We start from the raw sequence: 16,218 nt of genomic DNA on the forward strand, positions 1-16,218 counted from the left end.
AGAACTTGAACGCGCCGTGATCAGGACGAGCCCGAGGACAGGCTCGACAGGCTCAGGAGCAGCTCGAAGCGGTCGAGCTGGAAGCCCTCGAACAGGTGCGTCGTGCCGCCGCCGAGCGCCGCGGGCCAGTCCACGGTGAGTTCGAGGAATGGGGCGGTCGCCTCGCCATGCGCGTAGGCCTTGCCGGTGATCGCGTCGTTGACGATGCGCTTCGGCAGGTCGAGGGAGGCGAAGTAGAACGGGAGCGACGCCAGCACGACGGCGCAGATCCTGAGCTGATTGCCCTTCGAATAGCGCCAGATGTACGGGAACAGCCGCGGCTCAAGCGCGCGCATCGTGTCCTTCCGACGAAAGCCCGCCCTGGCGGCCCGAGGGCCGAATCGCCGCAGTCGGACGCTTGACCCTGGTCGATACGCTACCCGAGGGATCCGGTTTCATCCAATACACCCCGATACGGACGGCGGCGCGCCGGTCGCGGCGTGATCGCGCCGTCATATAGGGTATCCTGCGATGCGGGGGGCATGCAGATCTGCCCTGCAACGGCGGCTCGCGCCGGGCCCAGCCGCAGGCGTGGCGTCGGTGCCGCAGTCGGGAGCCGCCCCCAGCAATCCGGCCCGCGCGGTGCGCCCATGACGTCAGCGGCCTTGCTCAAGAGCGCGCGTCCTTATATTGCGACGCAACCACCACGACTCCGTACCTGAACCGGCGCGGACGGCCGCGCCGCGCGGCCGCCAGGGAGCCGGCACAACCCGTTTCGGGCCGCCATGAATCTGCGCAACATCGCCATCATCGCTCACGTCGACCACGGCAAGACGACGCTCGTCGACAAGCTGCTGGCCCAGTCCGGCACCTTCCGCGAGAATCAGCGGGTCGAGGAGCGGGCGATGGACTCGAACGACCTCGAGAAGGAGCGTGGCATCACGATCCTCGCCAAGGCGACGTCGGTCGTCTGGAAGGACACCCGCGTCAATATCGTCGACACCCCCGGCCACGCCGATTTCGGCGGCGAGGTCGAGCGTATCCTGTCGATGGTCGACGGCGTGATCGTGCTGGTGGATGCGGCCGAAGGGCCGATGCCGCAGACCAAGTTCGTGGTCGGCAAGGCGCTCAAGATCGGCCTGCGTCCGATCGTGGCGATCAACAAGGTCGACCGGCCGGACGCCCGGATCAACGAGGTGGTGAACGAGGTGTTCGACCTGTTCGCGGCCCTCGACGCCACCGACGAACAGCTCGACTTCCCGATCCTCTACGGGTCGGGCCGTAACGGCTGGATGGCCGACAGCCCGGAGGCCGACCCGTCGGTCGGCCTGGAGCCGCTGTTCGACCTCGTGCTGAAGCACGTGCCGCCGGCCAAGACCGAGGATGGGCCGTTCCGGATGCTCGGCACCCTGCTGGAGGCCAACCCGTTCCTCGGCCGGATCATCACCGGCCGGATCGCCTCGGGCTCGGTGAAGCCGAACCAGTCGATCAAGGTCCTCGACCGCACCGGCAAGGTCGTCGAGACCGGCCGCGTGTCGAAGATCCTCGCCTTCCGCGGCCTTGAGCGTGCGCCCATCGACGTGGGCGAGGCGGGCGACATCGTGTCGATCGCCGGCCTCATGAAGGGCACCGTGGCCGATACCTTCTGCGACCCGCAGGTCGACACCCCGATCCAGGCGCAGCCGATCGATCCGCCGACGGTGACGATGTCGTTCATCGTCAACGACAGCCCGCTCGCGGGCACCGAGGGCGACAAGGTCACGAGCCGCATGATCCGCGACCGCCTGTTCAAGGAGGCCGAGGGCAACGTCACGCTCAAGATCGAGGAGGCGGCCGACAAGGACTCGTTCTACGTCTCGGGCCGCGGCGAGCTGCAGCTCTCGATCCTGATCGAGACCATGCGCCGCGAGGGCTTCGAGATCGCCGTCTCGCGGCCGCGCGTCGTGTTCGAGCGCGACGAGGCCGGCGGGCTCCTGGAGCCGATCGAGGAGGTCGTGATCGACGTCGACGAGGAGCATTCCGGCGTCGTCGTGCAGAAGATGTCCGAGCGGAAGGCCGAGATGCTGGAGATGCGGCCGTCGGGCGGCAATCGCCTGCGCCTCGTCTTCCACGCCCCGACCCGTGGCCTGATCGGCTACCAGGGCGAGCTGCTCACCGACACCCGCGGCACCGCGATCATGAACCGGCTGTTCAAGGCCTACGAGCCCTACAAGGGCGAGATGCCGGGCCGGCGCAACGGCGTGCTGATCTCCAACGACCAGGGCGAGGCTGTCGCCTACGCGATGTGGAATCTGGAGGACCGCGGCCCGATGATGATCGAGCCGGGCTGGAAGGTGTACCAGGGCATGATCGTCGGCGAGCACAACCGCGAGAACGACCTCGAGGTGAACGTGCTCAAGGGCAAGAAGCTCACCAACATCCGCACCACGTCGAAGGACGAGGCCGTGCGCCTCACCCCGCCGATCCGTATGACCCTGGAGCGCTCGCTGGCCTGGATCCAGGACGACGAACTCGTCGAGGTGACGCCGAAGTCGATCCGCCTGCGTAAGGCGATCCTCGACCCGAACGACCGCAAGCGGGCGGAGCGCTCCAAGGAAAACGCCGCCTGAGCTGAACGACCGGCAACCGGGCACTCAGGCCCGGTTGCTGATGCAGCCCTTATGTCCGGCTGATCTCGGGCCCATCGAACCCTTATGCCGGGGACAATACCTCGGTGCGGCGGACCCGAGAGGCCCGCGTGAACCCCGTGACACCGATGTCCGTCGCGTTGAATCCAATCCCGTCGCTCCCGCCTGCCGCTTCTGCGCCGCCCTCCTATCTCGTCGGTCAAGACGGCGAGGGGCATTGGGTGGCCGTGGAGGCTGGTGGGCGTGCCGGAGGCATCTTCCGCAGCCGTCAGGATGCGATCCGCTACGCCTGCCTCGAGACCGGCTGCCGCCCCGGCGACGTGCCGCTGGCGGCCGGACCGATCCCTCTCCGCCTTTCCTGAGCCGCGAGCAGCCGCACCGCGTCGCGGTGCGGCTCTGTCGCGTCAGCTGCCGCCGGGATCGGTCTCGTCGTTCTGCGTGCCTCCGGAGGGCGTGCCCAGGCCGGGCTTGCCCTCGGTCTTCTCGTTCGGGTCCTTCACCGCGTCGGGGGCGACGTTCTTCGGCTTCTCCGGCTGCGGATCGGTCTCGCGGCGCTCGGTCATTCCTGGGTCTCCTGCTCGGCGCGTGAATGGCCGCCCGCGACTTTGGTGCCGGCGGCCGGGCCCCGCGAGGCTTTCTGGTCCGAATGGCCGCCGGAAGAACCGCCGATGGCGGGCGGCGCGCGTCCGGGCTCGCCGGTCGAACCCCAACCCTCCTTCGGCTCGCTCCGTGGCGTTCCACCGGATCCCATGTCGGTGATCGCCGCCTGCTCGGGTGTTTGGTGACCACCCCCGGCCGGCGGGGTTCCGCGCGACCCGACCGCGTCGTCAGGCTTGCGGGTGACCGTCTCGGACTCGCTCGTCGCTCGGCTCATCAGCGCTTCCCGTCGTCCTGACCGACGGCGGCGGTGGCACGGTCGATGGCTTCGCCAAGGTCGGTGCCGCTCCTAGCCTGGTCTTCCATCTGGCCGAGCTTCTCGCGCGAGGCCCCGATCTCACTGGCCTTGTCGGCTTCAGGACTTTCCCGCGGCGTCTGTCCGGTCTGCTCTGTCATGGCTCGCCTCGCTGCCTCTTCGAGGGACAACGGAGGCGGCGCAGGAGGGTTGCGGGGGCCGAGGCGATCGACCGCCGGCGGTCCCCTGATGTCAGGGACCGACGATCCGCGGCAGGACGGCCTCAGTCAGGCGACGCACGGAATCCTCGGCAGCCCCGCGATCCGCCGCGCGGGCCTCGATCGTCAGCAGATCGCCACCCCGGAGGATGACGGCGGTCGCGCCCGCACCGCGTTCCAGCGCGTAGACACTCAGCCAGCCGATCGCCGGGCCGGCCGGCAGGGCCGAGAGTCGGCAATCCGGGTTCCGCCGAACGCAGAGCGTTTCGAGCGCGCCGAGGGACGTCCTGCCGGAGCGCACCCGCTCTTCCGTCCCGTCGGTCAGGCGCCCGAGCTGCAGCTCGATCGTCGGCGAACCCCTGCAGGACGAACAATTCACGCCGAGATGAAGCGGTGCGGCCTGCGCGGCGGCCTCCGGCCCGAGGGCGGTTCTGGAAGCTTCGGCCAGCCCGGTCAGGTCATGCAGCGCGAAGCCCTGCGCCAGCGCGGCCTGAGCCCAGAGGCTGAGCAGAAGAACAAGGAGACCGCGCATCAGAGAATCGCCACCCGATCGACGGGTCTGGCGTTACCGGAAAGGCTTTTCCGGATCTAGATGCGGCGCTTTTCGGAAAGGCGCGAACTATATCAATTGGTCTGTAGTGTTTATAGGCAAAATGGACGGAACTGAAGTTTCCAAAGATCACTTTTACTATTCGAGGGTTCTCTTGGCGTAGTGGTCCCGTTCAGGCGGTGCGCCAAATCCAGCCTCTGTGGGGTATATGTCTCGCGCCGAACGGTGCCGGCGCGATTCCCGGGACACCCGTGTTGGAGCGGCCCGAGGGCCGCTCCGATAGCGCCTAACCGATTCCGTCGAACAGGGCCGACGAGATGTAGCGCTCGGCGAAGGAGCAGGCGACGGTCACGATGCGCTTGCCCTGGAATTCGGGCCGCTTGGCCAGTTCCAGCGCCGCGGCGACGTTGCCGCCGGTGGAGATGCCGCCGGGGATGCCTTCCAGGCGGGCGAGGGCCCGGGCGGTCTCGAAGGCGGCCTGATTGGTGACCTTCAGGACGCCGTCGAGGATGTCGGTGTGAAGGTTGTCCGGAATGAAGCCGGCGCCGATGCCCTGGATCTTGTGCGGGCCGGGCTGGCCGCCGGAGATCACCGGGGAATCCTCCGGCTCCACGGCGAAGACCTTCAGGTTCGGCAGGCGCGGCTTCAGCACCTCGCCGACGCCCGTCACGGTGCCGCCGGTGCCGACGCCGGCCACGAACGCGTCGAGCTGGCCGCCGGTGTCGCTCCAGATCTCCTCGGCGGTGGTCTTCCGGTGAATCTCGGGGTTGGCGGGGTTCGAGAATTGCTGTGGCATCACGGCGCCCGGGATCTCCTTCAGGAGTTCCTCGGCCTTCGCGATCGCGCCCTTCATGCCTTGTGCGCCGGGGGTGAGCGCCAGCTCCGCTCCCAGGAAGGCGAGCATCTTGCGCCGCTCCAGCGACATGGTCTCGGGCATCACCAGGATGAGCCGGTAGCCGCGGGCGGCGGCCGTGAAGGCGAGGGCGATGCCGGTGTTGCCCGAGGTCGGCTCGACCAGCGTGCCGCCAGGCTGGAGCTTGCCGGAGGCCTCCAGCGCGTCGATCATGTTGACGCCGATGCGGTCCTTGACGCTGGCGATCGGGTTGAAGAATTCGAGCTTGAGCAGGATCTCGGCATCGACCCCGTGCTCCTTGGGCAGCCGGTTGAGGCGCACCAGCGGGGTGTTGCCGATCGTCTCGGTGATCGAGCCGTAGACCCGGCCGTGGCCGACCTTCGCCGGTGCGTTGATGGTATCGGCCATCGGGGAACTCCTGCGCGTGTTGAAGGATCTGACAGATTTCGGGTCCGGGACGGGCCGCGCCAAGGGATCGCTCACGCGAGGCCGGCCCGGCCGGTTCCGGACGGGAGGCTGCGATATCGCGTTGCCGCGGCCGGAGCAATCGGGCTAAGTGCCCTTACCGAAAGTTCTTTTCATTATTTCAAGGGCATTCGGCCCCGGATGGAAGGCCTTTATCGATTGGTCCGAGCCTGATGGAATTTCATTCTCCAGCCCCCGTCGAGACGACCGGCGGGATCGGCGCGTCGTCCGCATCGGGAGGGCTGGGACGGCCCCGAGGGCCGACTCGTCGGGTCGCTCTGTTGGCCGGCTTCGGGGTGATCCTGGCACGGCCGACCTGGGGGAGCGAGGTGGTCCGCCTCGTGCTCGCCACCGCGACGCCGGGCGGTGGCTTTCCAGCTTTCGGCGAGACGCTCGCCCACGCCATCGCGGCCGTCGACCCGACTTTGGCGATCGAGCGGCGTGCCACCGGCGGGTCGGCCGAGAATGTCGGCCTCCTCCGCACCGGCCGGGTCGATCTCGGCCTCGTACAGGGCGCGTACGCCTATCCGGCCCTCGCCGAAGGCGGCGACCTGACCGTTCTGGCGCCGATGTACCCGACGCCGGGCCTGTTCGTGGTTCCGGCCGGCAGTGCGATCCGCTCCGTGTCGGATCTGCGCGGGCGCAGGGTCGTGCTCGGCACCCATAATTCGGGGCTCACCGTCATGGGCCGGAGCGCCCTCAGCGCCTCGGGTCTCGATCCCGAGCGGGACATCAGCCCGATGCTGCTCGACCGGGCCGGCGACGGTCCGGCCCTGGTGCGGGAGGGCCGCGCCGACGCGCTCTGGGGCGGCGGCCTCGACTGGCCGGGCTTCCATGCTCTGGCCGCCGATCCGGGCGGAGCCCGCTTCTTCGGGCCGTCCGAGGCGGGGATCGCGCGCCTCGCGCAGCCGGGCGCGGCGACGCGGCGCCTGACGGTCCCGGCGGGCAGCTTCGCCGGCCAGACGGACCCGATCGAGACAGTCGGATCCTGGAGCTTCGTGCTCGCGCGGCCCGGACTCCGCGAGGACGCGGCCTATCGCGTCGCGGCGGCGCTGGCGCGCACGGACTTGCCCACCGCCCAGCCGAAGAACCTCGTCGGCCTCGTCCCGGCGGACAGGATCAATCCCGGGACCGCCCGCCTCCTCCGCGAAGCGGGCGTGAGCCTGCGCTGAGTTCGCCGGGCTTCAGCGGAAGGAGGCGACGCGGCGGTCGCGTTTCCGCTCGGCTGCCGGCTGGTAGGCGATCTCGGCGTGGTGGGTGCAATAGGGCAGCCCAGTGATCGACCGGGCGCCGCAGAACCGGAATTCCGGGGTCGTCGGATCGCCGAGCGGCCAGCGGCACATGGATTCCCGCAGGTCCATGATGGTCACGCGTTGCGAGACCGCCAGAGCCACAGGCTCCGGAGCCGGCACGGGCGCGGGCGCGGGAAATTCGGGGGCCGGACGATGGGCGAGGATCGCCACCGGCTCGGGCGCCTGTGTCTCGACCACCGCGATGGCGGTCTCGATCTCGACGGTCTTGGACGGTGGCGCGGCGGCGGGAGCCTCCTCGCCACCCCGGGCACGCCCGGCCAGACCGAGGCGATGGACCTTGCCGATCACCGCATTGCGGGTGACGCCGCCGAGCTGCGCCGCGATCTTGCTGGCGCTCTGCCCGTCTTCCCACAACCGGCGCAGCAGCGCCACGCGATCATCCGTCCAGCCGAGAACCGGTTCCATCATCCCCTCCGCCCCCTGCGGCTCGGCTGCGTTCCCGAAAGCGAGGCCGTGTGTTCGGGCCGCCGGACGCCTTATCTCGGCCGACCGTGTCGCCGCGCAGACCGCGCCCTCGCGCGCCGGCTGCCGCACCGCGTGCGACACCCTGTCTCGCCAGGCCACGGGGGAACCCTAGCGCGGCGTTCGCGAGCGTTGCAAGGGCGGCCGGTCCCCCGATGCGGGCCGCCGCGGCGCCTGTCCACCGGCAATGGCGGCGGCCGATGGCCCCTCGGCCGTGCGATCGAGGCGGCCACGCTTGTGCCCGGATCCCGTGGAAACGTGACCCCTCCGCAACAGCGCGGCCATATCGTCCTGCTCAGCCGGCTATGGTGGAACAGGCTGTACGGCCAAGCTCGTTCCGTGTGGCAGAGTGGGCGCGTTACGCGGTTCAAGGAAGCGACGATGGGTTTTCGTCAGGTCAGCCTGCGCATGGCAGTGGCGTTCGGGCTGGCGGGGCAGGTCGCGGCGTGCGGCAGCGTCCCGCGGACTCCCTACAGCGCCGAGCAGGCCGCGCTGGCGACCATCCCCGGCGTCCCCGGTGCGCGCGTCTTCGCCGACGCGTCGGTGGACACGATCGCGGCGCTCGCTGCCAATCCGGAGCGTCGCCTCAAGGGCTTCACGTATCTGGCCCTGTCGGGCGGCGGCGGTGACGGCGCCTACGGGGCGGGCGTGCTCAACGGCTGGACGGCCTCCGGCAAGCGCCCGGAATTCACCCTGGTGTCCGGTGTCTCGACCGGCGCGCTGATCGCCCCCTTCGCCTTTCTGGGACCGGCCTACGATCCCTATCTGACCGAGTTCTACACCAGCGGCGTCGCGGGTGAGCTGGTGGCCTCGCCCAACCTGGCAAACGTGCTGTTCGGCTCCGGATTGTTCGGTGACGGACGCCTGCGCAGCCTGATCGACCGCTACGTCACGGCGGATCTCCTCAAGGCGGTTGCCGAGGAGCATGCCAAGGGGCGGCGCCTCCTCGTGGTGACGGCCCAGATCAGCGGCCAGAAGAGACGAGCACGCGATGGCCTCAGAGACGAACACGCCCCCGACCCTCGATGACGAGACCCTGGCCTTCGCCGCCCGCGTCTTCCAGTACGCGCGGCTGGGCCATTCGGAGGATCTCGCCGACCTGTTCGGGCAGGGGCTGCCGGCGAACCTGCGCAACGACAAGGGCGACAGCCTGCTGATGCTGGCCGCCTATAACGGCCAGGCGGACGCCACGCGGGTGATCCTGGAGGCCGGCGGCGACCCGGAACTCGCCAATGACCGTGGCCAGACGCCCCTCGCCGGCGCGGCCTTCAAGAACGATCTCGCGATCGCGCAGCTCCTGCTCCAGCACGGGGCCAGGGTGGACGGGACCGGCGACGGCACCCGCACGGCCCTGATGACGGCGGCGATGTTCGACCGCACCGAGATGGTCGACCTGCTCCTCCGCCACGGCGCCGACCCGGACCGGCGCGACGCCTCCGGACAGAGCGCCGCCGACATGGCCCGGGCAATGGGTGCCCAGGCGACGCCGGCGCAGCTCGACGGGGCGCCCCGGAAGCAGGCTTAGGCCCACTTTCAGAAACGGATCCAGGCGGGCGCGACTGTCGCCGCACAAGGGAGCACAGCTTTGGCGCGATGGATTGGGGCGGTCCTGCTGGCCTGCTTTGCGGGACCGGCGTCCCTCGGGTCGACCTCCGCCGCTGAATCGCCCTGGCCGGCCTTCGGACACGATCCGAGCAACCGCAATTTCTCCGACCTGACCCAGATCGACCGCGACACTGTCGGTCGGCTGCGCCCCGCCTGGATCTTTCAGACCGGAATCACCGGATACTTCCAGGCCCAGCCCGTGATGGTGGACGGCACCCTCTTCGTCTCCACGACGCAGAACAACGTCGCGGCCCTCGACGCGAAGACCGGCAAGCCCGTCTGGACCTACACCCACAAGCCGCGCACCGAGAAGATCTTCGGACCGCCCTCGAACCGCGGGGTGGCGGTGTCGGGGGGGCTCGTCTTCGAGGCGACCATGGACGGGCGGCTGATCGCCCTCGACGCGAAGACCGGCAGGATCGTCTGGGACAAGGAGGCGGTCCGCCCCGAGGAGGGCGAGAGCGAGACCGCCTCGGGCCTCGCCGCGACGCTCGGCGGCAAGCCCGTCCAGGGCTCGAGCCGCCTCGGCTTCAAGATGCCGCCGCTGGTTGCCGACGGGCTCGTGATCGTCGGCGTCACCGGCGCCGGATACGGCCTCCACATCGAGGACGAGGCGGGCGGCCTCGACGGCGGCGCCGTCGTCGGCATCGAGGGCGGGTACGGGCGACGCGGCTGGCTCGCGGCCTACGACGCGAAGACCGGCGAGGAACGCTGGCGCTGGTACGTCACGCCGTCCGAGGGTTGGGAGGGGGGCTTCGTCGCCCAGACCGCCGACGGCACGCCGCTCCACCGGGACATCGCCGCCGAGAAGGCCGCCGCTCCGGCCAACCGCGACGCTTGGCGCGTCGGCGGCGGCTCCCTCTGGATGACGCCGGCCTATGATCCGGATCTCGGCCTGATCTTCCTCGGCACCGGCAACCCGGCCCCGCAGAATTTCGGCCTCTCGCGTCCGGGCGACAATCTCTACACGATGTGCCTCGTGGCCCTCGACGTGAAGACCGGCGCGCTGCGCTGGTACTACCAGCAGGTGCCGCACGACGAATGGGGCTACGACGTCGCCGCGCCGCCCTTCCTGCTCGACATGCCCGGTGGCGCGAAGGCGGTGGCTTCTGCAAGCAAGACCGGCTGGATCTACGTCCACGACCGCGCCACGGGGACGCTCCTGGCGCGGTCCGCGCCGCTCGTCGATCAGAAGAACCTGTTCGCGCCGCCGACGCCGCAGGGCACCGTGGTGGCGCCCGGTCCCCTCGGCGCGGTCTCGTGGCCGCCCACCGCCTATGACGGCCGGCGCGCCTACGTTCAGGTCCGCCACGGGGCGACGACCTACACGGTGAAGACCGTTCCGGCAGCTGCCGGGCGTCCGGAGATCCGCTACACGGAGACGGGCGAGGCGAAGGGCGAGGCGTCCTTCAGCACGCTGACGGCGGTCGACCTCGTGGATGGCGGCAGGATCGCCTGGTCGGTCCGCGGGGGGAGCCGTCTCTCCGGAGGGACCTTGGCGACGGCCGGCGGCCTCGTCTTCTCGGGAGAGGAGGACGGCCATCTCGACGCCCACGATGCGAAGGACGGCCGGATTCTCTGGCGCTTCCAGTGCGGGGCCGGCATCAGCGGCCCTGCGATGACCTACGCGCTGGACGGCAAGCAGTACCTCGCGGTGGCGGCGGGCGGCGCCTCCTTCACCAAGGCATCCGGGTTCGGCACCGGCGACGCATTGCTGGTCTTCGCGCTCCCCGATTGACCGCGACCGAGCTTGGCCGGATGTCTCCCGTCCGTTCGGGGGACGGATGGCCATGGCGGACCTGTGCGAGGACATCGGGGGCGGGGCGACGGTCCAGCCGACGGATCGCGGTCCGCCGGTCATCCGCACCATCGCGATGCCCGCCGACACCAACCCCGCCGGCGACATCTTCGGCGGCTGGCTCATGGCACAGATGGATCTCGCGGCCGGCAACGTCGCGGCCCGTCGGGCACGGGGACGCTGCGCCACCCTCGCGGTCGACGCGATCACCTTCCACCATCCGGTCTTCGTGGGCGACGAGGTGAGCCTCTATGCGTGGCTCCTGAGGGTCGGGCGCTCCTCCCTGCGCATCCAGGTCGAGGTCTGGCGGCGCGAACGGGCGAGCGAGGTCACCATGAAGGTGACCGAGGCGACCTTCACCTTCGTGGCGATCGGCGAGGACCGGCGCCCGCGGCCTGTGCCGCCGGCCGAATCCGGGCTCTGATCCGGTTTCGAGGACGGGATCGGGGCGACCTTCAGCGACGCGGCGGGATCCACGGCGCCTGAGGGGACCGGCGCGGATCCGGACCGGTGGCGTGCGCCCGAGGGTCAGCATTCTATGCGCGCGGGCGGTTTTGCCGATCCGGGACCGTATCGGATCGGTGCCGGACGGCCGCAGCCCTGTCATCGCGGGCCGTGAGACCGTGGCGACCGTTGAAGCGCCGGGAAACATGCACCTCGGTGGCGAAGCCGCACCGATACGCGAAGGCGCCGATCGACATGTGGAGGCAGGCCGGGTCGGATCGACGTCCCTCTCCGGGCGCGAGAGAGGCAGTTCCAGGAACCGTCCGGGCTGTCGGCGTCCGACGCGACGCCGCCAGCCCGTCGATCCGGCAGGACGATCCCGCCCGGAGCCTGAACCGAGCGCCGGTCGGCAGGGCGAGCCACATCCATCCTGCGCCGATCCCGCAGGGCGGTCGCCAAGCGGCTGCATCTCGGTCGCGAGGACGGCATTCCGCGCGCGTCCCGCGTCCGGCGGCGATACGCGTGGGATGGCCAAGCGCCGAGGGTCGGGGACGATCGGGCGGCGGATCCGCCTCAGCGCGCCAGGACGGCGTAGCGGGTGCGCAGGCGCAGGCCGAACACCGCCATCATGAACATGCAGCAGGTGGCGTTGTTACCGTTGTAGAGCACCGTCTCGAAGGAGGCCGAGACCAGCCCGAGAAACCACAGCCGCAGGAACAGCATGGTCTCCGCGTCGAGGCGCATTCCGCCGGCCACGCGCTGCAGGTCGCGCACCGGGGCGAGGACGAAGGCCACCACGGTGAGCGCGAGGAACGGCAGGCCGCCGATCAGCGCGGTGTCGAGATAGGCGTTGTGGGCATGGTCGACGGTGGTGACCCAGGTGAGCTCCTCGGAACCGGCGTACATGGTGCGTTCGGTCATCCAGAAGGCGCCGATGCCCCAGCCGCGCCAGGGCCGGATCATGATGTTGTCGATGGCGAACTGCCAGATCTCGCTGCGGCCCGTGAAGGTCGCGTCGGTGAGCAGCGCCCCCACTGCGTCCTGGATCGGCGGCGCGAGCACGGAGCCGATGGAGATCAGCGAGAACCCGATCACGGGGCCGAGGAGCAGCAGGCGCCGCAGGAACCCGCCGGTGAGGACCTGGCACAGGCCGGTGACGGCGAGGATCACCGGAAGGAGCAGGATCGCGGTCTTCGAGCCGCTCGCCACCAGGAAGCCGGCCGCCAGGAGCACGATCGCCCAGCCGAGCAGACGGCTCGCGACGGTGGCGACGTAGAGGCCGACGATCACCAGGATCACCATGGCTGCCCCGGCCTCGTTCTTCTGCGGGAAGATTCCGCGCCAGAGACCGGGATGGCTGGGATCGGAATTGACGTCGAAGGCCGAGTGGATCGCGAGATTGGGCACGAGGGCGACCGCGAGGTAGGAGCCGAGCACGATCACCAGGGCGGATCCGGCCATGGTCAGCGCCAACTGCCGGGGGGATCGGGCCACGATCAGCACGCCTGCCGAGAGCATCGCCGCGATGGCGAACAGGACGAGCCGCCGCAGCGACAGGCTGGGCTCGATCGACAGGAGCGCCGTCGCCCCGAGCCAGAGGGCGCAGAGGACGAGGGGGCGCGTCAGCAGCGGATGAAGGTGCCGGACGCCGATCCGGTGGATCGCCGCGGCCATGGCGGCACCGGCGCCGAGAAACAGGACCTGCGTCAGCAGGCTTCCATCCTCGGAGGCCGCGAGCATCGACCGATCCGACAGATCCTTCAGCCAGACGTGGTTCCAGAGCAGGACGAAGACGAACCCGTTCAGGAGCACGCGCAGCACGTCGGGCATGTCCCGGCCTGCGACGCCGCGCTGCCGCCCGTCGGCCGGGATCCCGATCGCCGCGTCCGCAGAAGCCATGCCGTCCCACCGCGAGGCCGCGCCGTGCGGCCGAGACCATTCTAGCGGCCCGCGGGTCCGGGGCGATGGAAAATCAGACGTTCCGGCCGACGATCGCGCGATAACCTTGACGTAAGCCCGAAGCGATCAGCGCCGCATCGTGTACTGCGAGCGGCCGGCGGATTGCCGCATCAGGAACGAGGCCATCTCGGCGAGTTCCGGGGCCTTGGAGCGGAAGGTGACGGACAGCGCCAGCAACGTGTCCTTGTGATCGAGCCCCGCATAGATCCGCTCCTGGACCGGGACGTGCTCGGCCCGCAGCTTGGCGGCGAGGCTGACCGTGTGCCGCGGCTTCACCACCGTGTCGGCGTCGCCGGTCGCCAGGAAGGCGGGGGGCGAGAGCGGGCCCGCGAAGGCCACCGGCTGCGTTGCCTCCGGATCGGGAGCCTTCCCGAACACCTTCACGGTGGTGTCCTGATCGAACGGCAGGAAATCGTAGGGTCCGGACAGGCCCGCGACCGCCTTGATGACCTTGGGATCGATTCCGGCCGCGATCACGTAGCGCGGGTCGAGGCCGAGCATCACCGCGTTGTAGGCCCCGGCCGAGTGGCCGGCGAGCACGATCCGGCGCGGATCGCCGCCATAGCCCGCGATGTTGTCGCGCACCCAGGCGATGGCCGCCGCACCATCCTCCAGGAAGCCGGGAAACGGTGCCTCCGGGTAGAGCCGGTAGTCGGGCAGCACCGTGACGAAGCCCTGCGCGGCGAGCGCGTGCCCGACGAAGGCGTAATCGTCCTTGGAGCCGCTCTGCCAGGAGCCGCCGTAGAAGAACACGAGGACCGGCGCATTCTCGGCGGCCGCCGTCGGGACGTAGACATCGAGGTGCCGCCGCGGCCCTTCGCCGAAGGGCTGGTCCTTCGCGGCGAGGCGCCCCCCCGGATCGCGCGGGCCGATCGCGTCGAACAGGGCGAGCGGCGAGGCAGCGGTGAAGCCGAACGCGGCGAGCCCGAGACAGAGGAGGCTAGCAAACGCGGTGAGGAGGCGTGTCATATCCCATCCGGTTATCCCGACCGGCTCATACCGCACCGCCCTCGGGGCGGATTGATGACGGTCCCGCAGCGGATCGTGAAAAATCAGGTCCGCAGGACGATGCAGGCGCCCCCGACCTTGCGGATGCGGCCGCACAGGTCGTCGGCCGCCTGCCGGCTCTGCGCCGGGATGCGGATCCGGTAGAAGGCGCGGGTGCCGCGGTTGCGCAGGCGTGTACCGATGATCATCGGCCGCACCTCGCCGATCACCCCCGCATAGGCGCTCCGCGCCCGGTTGAAGCTCTGGAGCGCCAGCGCCTTGGAGAAGTTGCCCGCGAGCTGGATCCCCCAGGGAGCGGCCGGTCCCTCGTTGAGGCCGAGGGCGAAGCGGTCGCCGCGGGACGGGACGCGTAGGCTGGCGGTCACCTGCAGGCAGGTCTGCGGCGCCTCCGGATGGGCGTCCTTCGCGTCCTTCACGTCCTTGCCCTCGGGCTTGGCGGGTGCGCCGCCCTCCGGGTACTCGATCGCCTTGGCGGGTCCGGTCCGCCAATCGTCCACCGGCCGGCCCGTGATGACCGCCACGTAGGTCCGGGTCTCGGCGGGCAGGCCGCCATCGCCGGCGAGCCATTTGCTGACCCGCGCGGCGCCACCGTTATAGGCCGCGGCCGCGAGACCGAGATTGCCGAACTGGGACTTCAGATCGGACAGCAGATGGGCTGCGTGCGGGATCGCCTGCTCGGGATCGAACGGGTCGAGGAGGCCGCGCTCCCGTGCCGTTCCCGGCATGAATTGCGCGATGCCCTGCGCCCCGGCCGGGCTCACGACCCCCACGCGAAAGCTGCTCTCGCGCCAGATCAGGCGCGTCAGGAACGGCACCGGCAGGCCACGGGCCTTGGCGGATTCGTCGATCAGGCGGCACAGGGCCTGCTCGACGGTCTCGGTCGCCCCTTCGGACGGGGCGGCCGCGGCCGGATGCGCGCAGGCGAGGGCGAGGAGCAGGGCGCCGAGGCGCAGGGGCGGGGCAATCACGCCGCGCATGTAGCGACCTGCGGGTGCGGATCAATCCAGACCGTCAACCTTCCCGTGCGGTTCGGACGGTGCACCTTTGCGCTATGGCGCTTCCGGGCCGGTCCGTCGTAGCGTCCCGACATTCGAGCGCCCCACCAAGGCGGCGCCATGGGAGATGCGCCGATGTCCGATCTGGCAACCCTGCGCGGCCTGTCCGGCCTGAGCCCCGCGCCGGCCCCGCTCACGGGTTCCGCTCTGGTGATGATCGACCTGCAGCAGACCTATCGCGAGGGCGTCATGCGGCTCGAGGGCGTCGAGCCTGCGCTCCGCGAGGCCGCGGGCCTGCTGAAGCGGGCGCGCGACGCGGGGATCCCGGTGATCCATGTCCGCCACCATGCCGGGCCGGGAACGCCCTACGATGTGACCGCGCCGATCGGCCAGATCAGCCCGGAGGTGGCGCCGCAGGGCGACGAGCCGGTGATCACCAAGGCCTATCCGAGTTCCTTCGTGGGCACGGACCTGCAGGCACGCCTCCAGGAAGCCGGCGTGCAGGACGTCATCCTGGCGGGATTCATGACGCATATGTGCGTCAATTCCACCGCCCGGAGCGCCTTCAACCTCGGGTTCCGTCCCACCGTCGTGGCCGCCGCCACGGCGACGCGGGATCTTCCCGGGCCGGACGGACACGTGGTGCCGGCAGCCCAGCTCCAGGCCGCGAGCCTCGCCGCCCTCGGCGATCTGTTCGCCGTGATCGCGCGCGGGCAGGGCGACATCCCGGACTGACGCCGTGGGAACAAGGCTCCCGCTCCGCACAGCCCGCGCGGTATCCGCCTGAAGCGGCGGTACGGTCGAATCTGACGGGATCAGGACTGGAGCCGGTCGATCTCGTCGATCACCGCGTCGAGCGCCGGCCGCCCGTCGGGATCCGGCTGCATACAGGCCTGCGCCAGAGCCAGCAGAGTCTCCGGCGGCGTCGCGCAACGATCGAGCAGCTCATCGATCAGGATGCCGACGGCGCGCACCTCGACCCGCGCCAGCACCGCGCCGCCCCGTCCGTCCGGGAGCGCCGAGGCGGCACGGAAATCGCTGAGTACGGCG

General features: G+C 70.2%; 15 protein-coding genes and 3 pseudogenes. 7 read left to right on the forward strand and 11 right to left on the reverse strand.

Annotated elements, in window-relative coordinates; genetic code table 11:
- Positions 1-335, reverse strand: a pseudogene (locus tag I53_RS03565) (ABC transporter ATP-binding protein); the annotation flags it as partial.
- 429 nt (positions 336-764) lie between these two features.
- On the opposite strand from I53_RS03565, the gene typA reads away from it, so the two are divergent.
- Positions 765-2,588, forward strand: coding sequence for a translational GTPase TypA (gene typA, locus I53_RS03570; RefSeq protein ID WP_043346753.1), 1,824 nt, complete (start codon positions 765-767; stop codon positions 2,586-2,588).
- A gap of 422 nt (positions 2,589-3,010) precedes the next feature.
- Here typA and I53_RS33660 read toward each other — a convergent pair whose 3' ends face one another.
- The 5 genes from I53_RS33660 to cysK all read right to left on the reverse strand — a co-directional run bounded on the left by I53_RS33660 (position 3,011) and on the right by cysK (position 5,527).
- Positions 3,011-3,169, reverse strand: a complete 159-nt coding sequence (locus I53_RS33660) for a hypothetical protein (protein ID WP_164706369.1) — start codon at positions 3,167-3,169, stop codon at positions 3,011-3,013.
- Positions 3,166-3,480, reverse strand: coding sequence for a hypothetical protein (locus tag I53_RS03580; protein ID WP_043346756.1), 315 nt, complete (start codon positions 3,478-3,480; stop codon positions 3,166-3,168). Before I53_RS03580 ends, I53_RS33660 begins: the two co-directional genes overlap by 4 nt.
- On the reverse strand, positions 3,480-3,659 hold the full coding sequence (locus I53_RS03585; protein ID WP_043346758.1) for a hypothetical protein: 180 nt from the start codon (positions 3,657-3,659) through the stop codon (positions 3,480-3,482). Before I53_RS03585 ends, I53_RS03580 begins: the two co-directional genes overlap by 1 nt.
- A gap of 91 nt (positions 3,660-3,750) precedes the next feature.
- Positions 3,751-4,248 (reverse strand): hypothetical protein, encoded by a 498-nt coding sequence (locus tag I53_RS03590; RefSeq protein ID WP_043346759.1) that lies wholly within the window; start codon positions 4,246-4,248, stop codon positions 3,751-3,753.
- A 304-nt stretch (positions 4,249-4,552) separates the two neighbouring features.
- Positions 4,553-5,527, reverse strand: a complete 975-nt coding sequence (gene cysK, locus I53_RS03595) for a cysteine synthase A (RefSeq protein ID WP_043346761.1) — start codon at positions 5,525-5,527, stop codon at positions 4,553-4,555.
- Positions 5,528-5,865: 338 nt separating this feature from the next.
- On the opposite strand from cysK, the gene I53_RS03600 reads away from it, so the two are divergent.
- Complete coding sequence (locus tag I53_RS03600) at positions 5,866-6,756, forward strand: TAXI family TRAP transporter solute-binding subunit (protein ID WP_051044653.1); 891 nt, start codon at positions 5,866-5,868, stop codon at positions 6,754-6,756.
- Positions 6,757-6,768: 12 nt separating this feature from the next.
- Here I53_RS03600 and I53_RS03605 read toward each other — a convergent pair whose 3' ends face one another.
- The gene (locus I53_RS03605) at positions 6,769-7,305 is read right to left on the reverse strand and encodes a GcrA family cell cycle regulator (RefSeq protein ID WP_043346762.1); all 537 of its coding nucleotides are present in this window, start codon (positions 7,303-7,305) and stop codon (positions 6,769-6,771) included.
- A 435-nt stretch (positions 7,306-7,740) separates the two neighbouring features.
- Between I53_RS03605 and I53_RS03610 the strand changes: the two are divergent.
- The 4 genes and pseudogenes from I53_RS03610 to I53_RS03625 form a co-directional block, all read left to right on the forward strand.
- Positions 7,741-8,337: pseudogene (locus I53_RS03610) on the forward strand (patatin-like phospholipase family protein); the annotation flags it as partial.
- Between the two features lie 13 nt (positions 8,338-8,350).
- Complete coding sequence (locus tag I53_RS03615) at positions 8,351-8,884, forward strand: ankyrin repeat domain-containing protein (protein ID WP_043345473.1); 534 nt, start codon at positions 8,351-8,353, stop codon at positions 8,882-8,884.
- Between the two features lie 60 nt (positions 8,885-8,944).
- Positions 8,945-10,702: a PQQ-binding-like beta-propeller repeat protein gene (locus tag I53_RS03620; RefSeq protein WP_085987618.1), complete on the forward strand. Its 1,758-nt coding sequence runs from the start codon at positions 8,945-8,947 to the stop codon at positions 10,700-10,702.
- 52 nt (positions 10,703-10,754) lie between these two features.
- Positions 10,755-11,186 (forward strand): acyl-CoA thioesterase, encoded by a 432-nt coding sequence (locus tag I53_RS03625; protein ID WP_051044654.1) that lies wholly within the window; start codon positions 10,755-10,757, stop codon positions 11,184-11,186.
- A gap of 593 nt (positions 11,187-11,779) precedes the next feature.
- On the opposite strand, the gene I53_RS03630 is transcribed toward I53_RS03625, so the two are convergent.
- The 3 genes from I53_RS03630 to I53_RS03640 all read right to left on the reverse strand — a co-directional run bounded on the left by I53_RS03630 (position 11,780) and on the right by I53_RS03640 (position 15,150).
- Complete coding sequence (locus I53_RS03630) at positions 11,780-13,105, reverse strand: O-antigen ligase (protein ID WP_043346764.1); 1,326 nt, start codon at positions 13,103-13,105, stop codon at positions 11,780-11,782.
- Positions 13,106-13,231: 126 nt separating this feature from the next.
- Positions 13,232-14,134 carry an alpha/beta hydrolase gene (locus I53_RS03635; RefSeq protein WP_043346765.1) on the reverse strand — a complete coding sequence of 301 codons (903 nt, stop codon included), beginning with the start codon at positions 14,132-14,134 and terminating at the stop codon, positions 13,232-13,234.
- 83 nt (positions 14,135-14,217) lie between these two features.
- The gene (locus I53_RS03640) at positions 14,218-15,150 is read right to left on the reverse strand and encodes a lytic transglycosylase domain-containing protein (protein WP_043346768.1); all 933 of its coding nucleotides are present in this window, start codon (positions 15,148-15,150) and stop codon (positions 14,218-14,220) included.
- Positions 15,151-15,303: 153 nt separating this feature from the next.
- On the opposite strand from I53_RS03640, the gene I53_RS03645 reads away from it, so the two are divergent.
- Entirely contained in the window at positions 15,304-15,903 is a 600-nt protein-coding gene (locus I53_RS03645; protein ID WP_043346770.1) for a cysteine hydrolase family protein, read from the forward strand.
- An 80-nt stretch (positions 15,904-15,983) separates the two neighbouring features.
- On the opposite strand, the pseudogene I53_RS03650 reads toward I53_RS03645, so the two are convergent.
- Positions 15,984-16,218 (reverse strand): annotated as a pseudogene (locus I53_RS03650) (protein kinase); the annotation flags it as partial.

The sequence above is a fragment of the Methylobacterium sp. B1 genome (genome assembly GCF_000333255.1).
GTDB lineage: Bacteria > Pseudomonadota > Alphaproteobacteria > Rhizobiales > Beijerinckiaceae > Methylobacterium > Methylobacterium fujisawaense.

Excerpts from the sequence above, each read along its gene's own strand:
- I53_RS03635 (WP_043346765.1), bottom strand. The coding sequence starts at position 14,134 with ATGACACGCCTCCTCACCGCGTTTGCTAGCCTCCTCTGTCTCGGGCTC.
- cysK (WP_043346761.1), bottom strand. The coding sequence starts at position 5,527 with ATGGCCGATACCATCAACGCACCGGCGAAGGTCGGCCACGGCCGGGTC.
- I53_RS03625 (WP_051044654.1), top strand. The coding sequence starts at position 10,755 with ATGGCGGACCTGTGCGAGGACATCGGGGGCGGGGCGACGGTCCAGCCG.
- typA (WP_043346753.1), top strand. The coding sequence starts at position 765 with ATGAATCTGCGCAACATCGCCATCATCGCTCACGTCGACCACGGCAAG.
- I53_RS03585 (WP_043346758.1), bottom strand. The coding sequence starts at position 3,659 with ATGACAGAGCAGACCGGACAGACGCCGCGGGAAAGTCCTGAAGCCGAC.
- I53_RS03615 (WP_043345473.1), top strand. The coding sequence starts at position 8,351 with ATGGCCTCAGAGACGAACACGCCCCCGACCCTCGATGACGAGACCCTG.
- I53_RS03605 (WP_043346762.1), bottom strand. The coding sequence starts at position 7,305 with ATGATGGAACCGGTTCTCGGCTGGACGGATGATCGCGTGGCGCTGCTG.
- I53_RS03640 (WP_043346768.1), bottom strand. The coding sequence starts at position 15,150 with ATGCGCGGCGTGATTGCCCCGCCCCTGCGCCTCGGCGCCCTGCTCCTC.
- I53_RS03590 (WP_043346759.1), bottom strand. The coding sequence starts at position 4,248 with ATGCGCGGTCTCCTTGTTCTTCTGCTCAGCCTCTGGGCTCAGGCCGCG.
- I53_RS03645 (WP_043346770.1), top strand. The coding sequence starts at position 15,304 with ATGTCCGATCTGGCAACCCTGCGCGGCCTGTCCGGCCTGAGCCCCGCG.
- I53_RS03580 (WP_043346756.1), bottom strand. The coding sequence starts at position 3,480 with ATGAGCCGAGCGACGAGCGAGTCCGAGACGGTCACCCGCAAGCCTGAC.
- I53_RS33660 (WP_164706369.1), bottom strand. The coding sequence starts at position 3,169 with ATGACCGAGCGCCGCGAGACCGATCCGCAGCCGGAGAAGCCGAAGAAC.
- I53_RS03630 (WP_043346764.1), bottom strand. The coding sequence starts at position 13,105 with ATGGCTTCTGCGGACGCGGCGATCGGGATCCCGGCCGACGGGCGGCAG.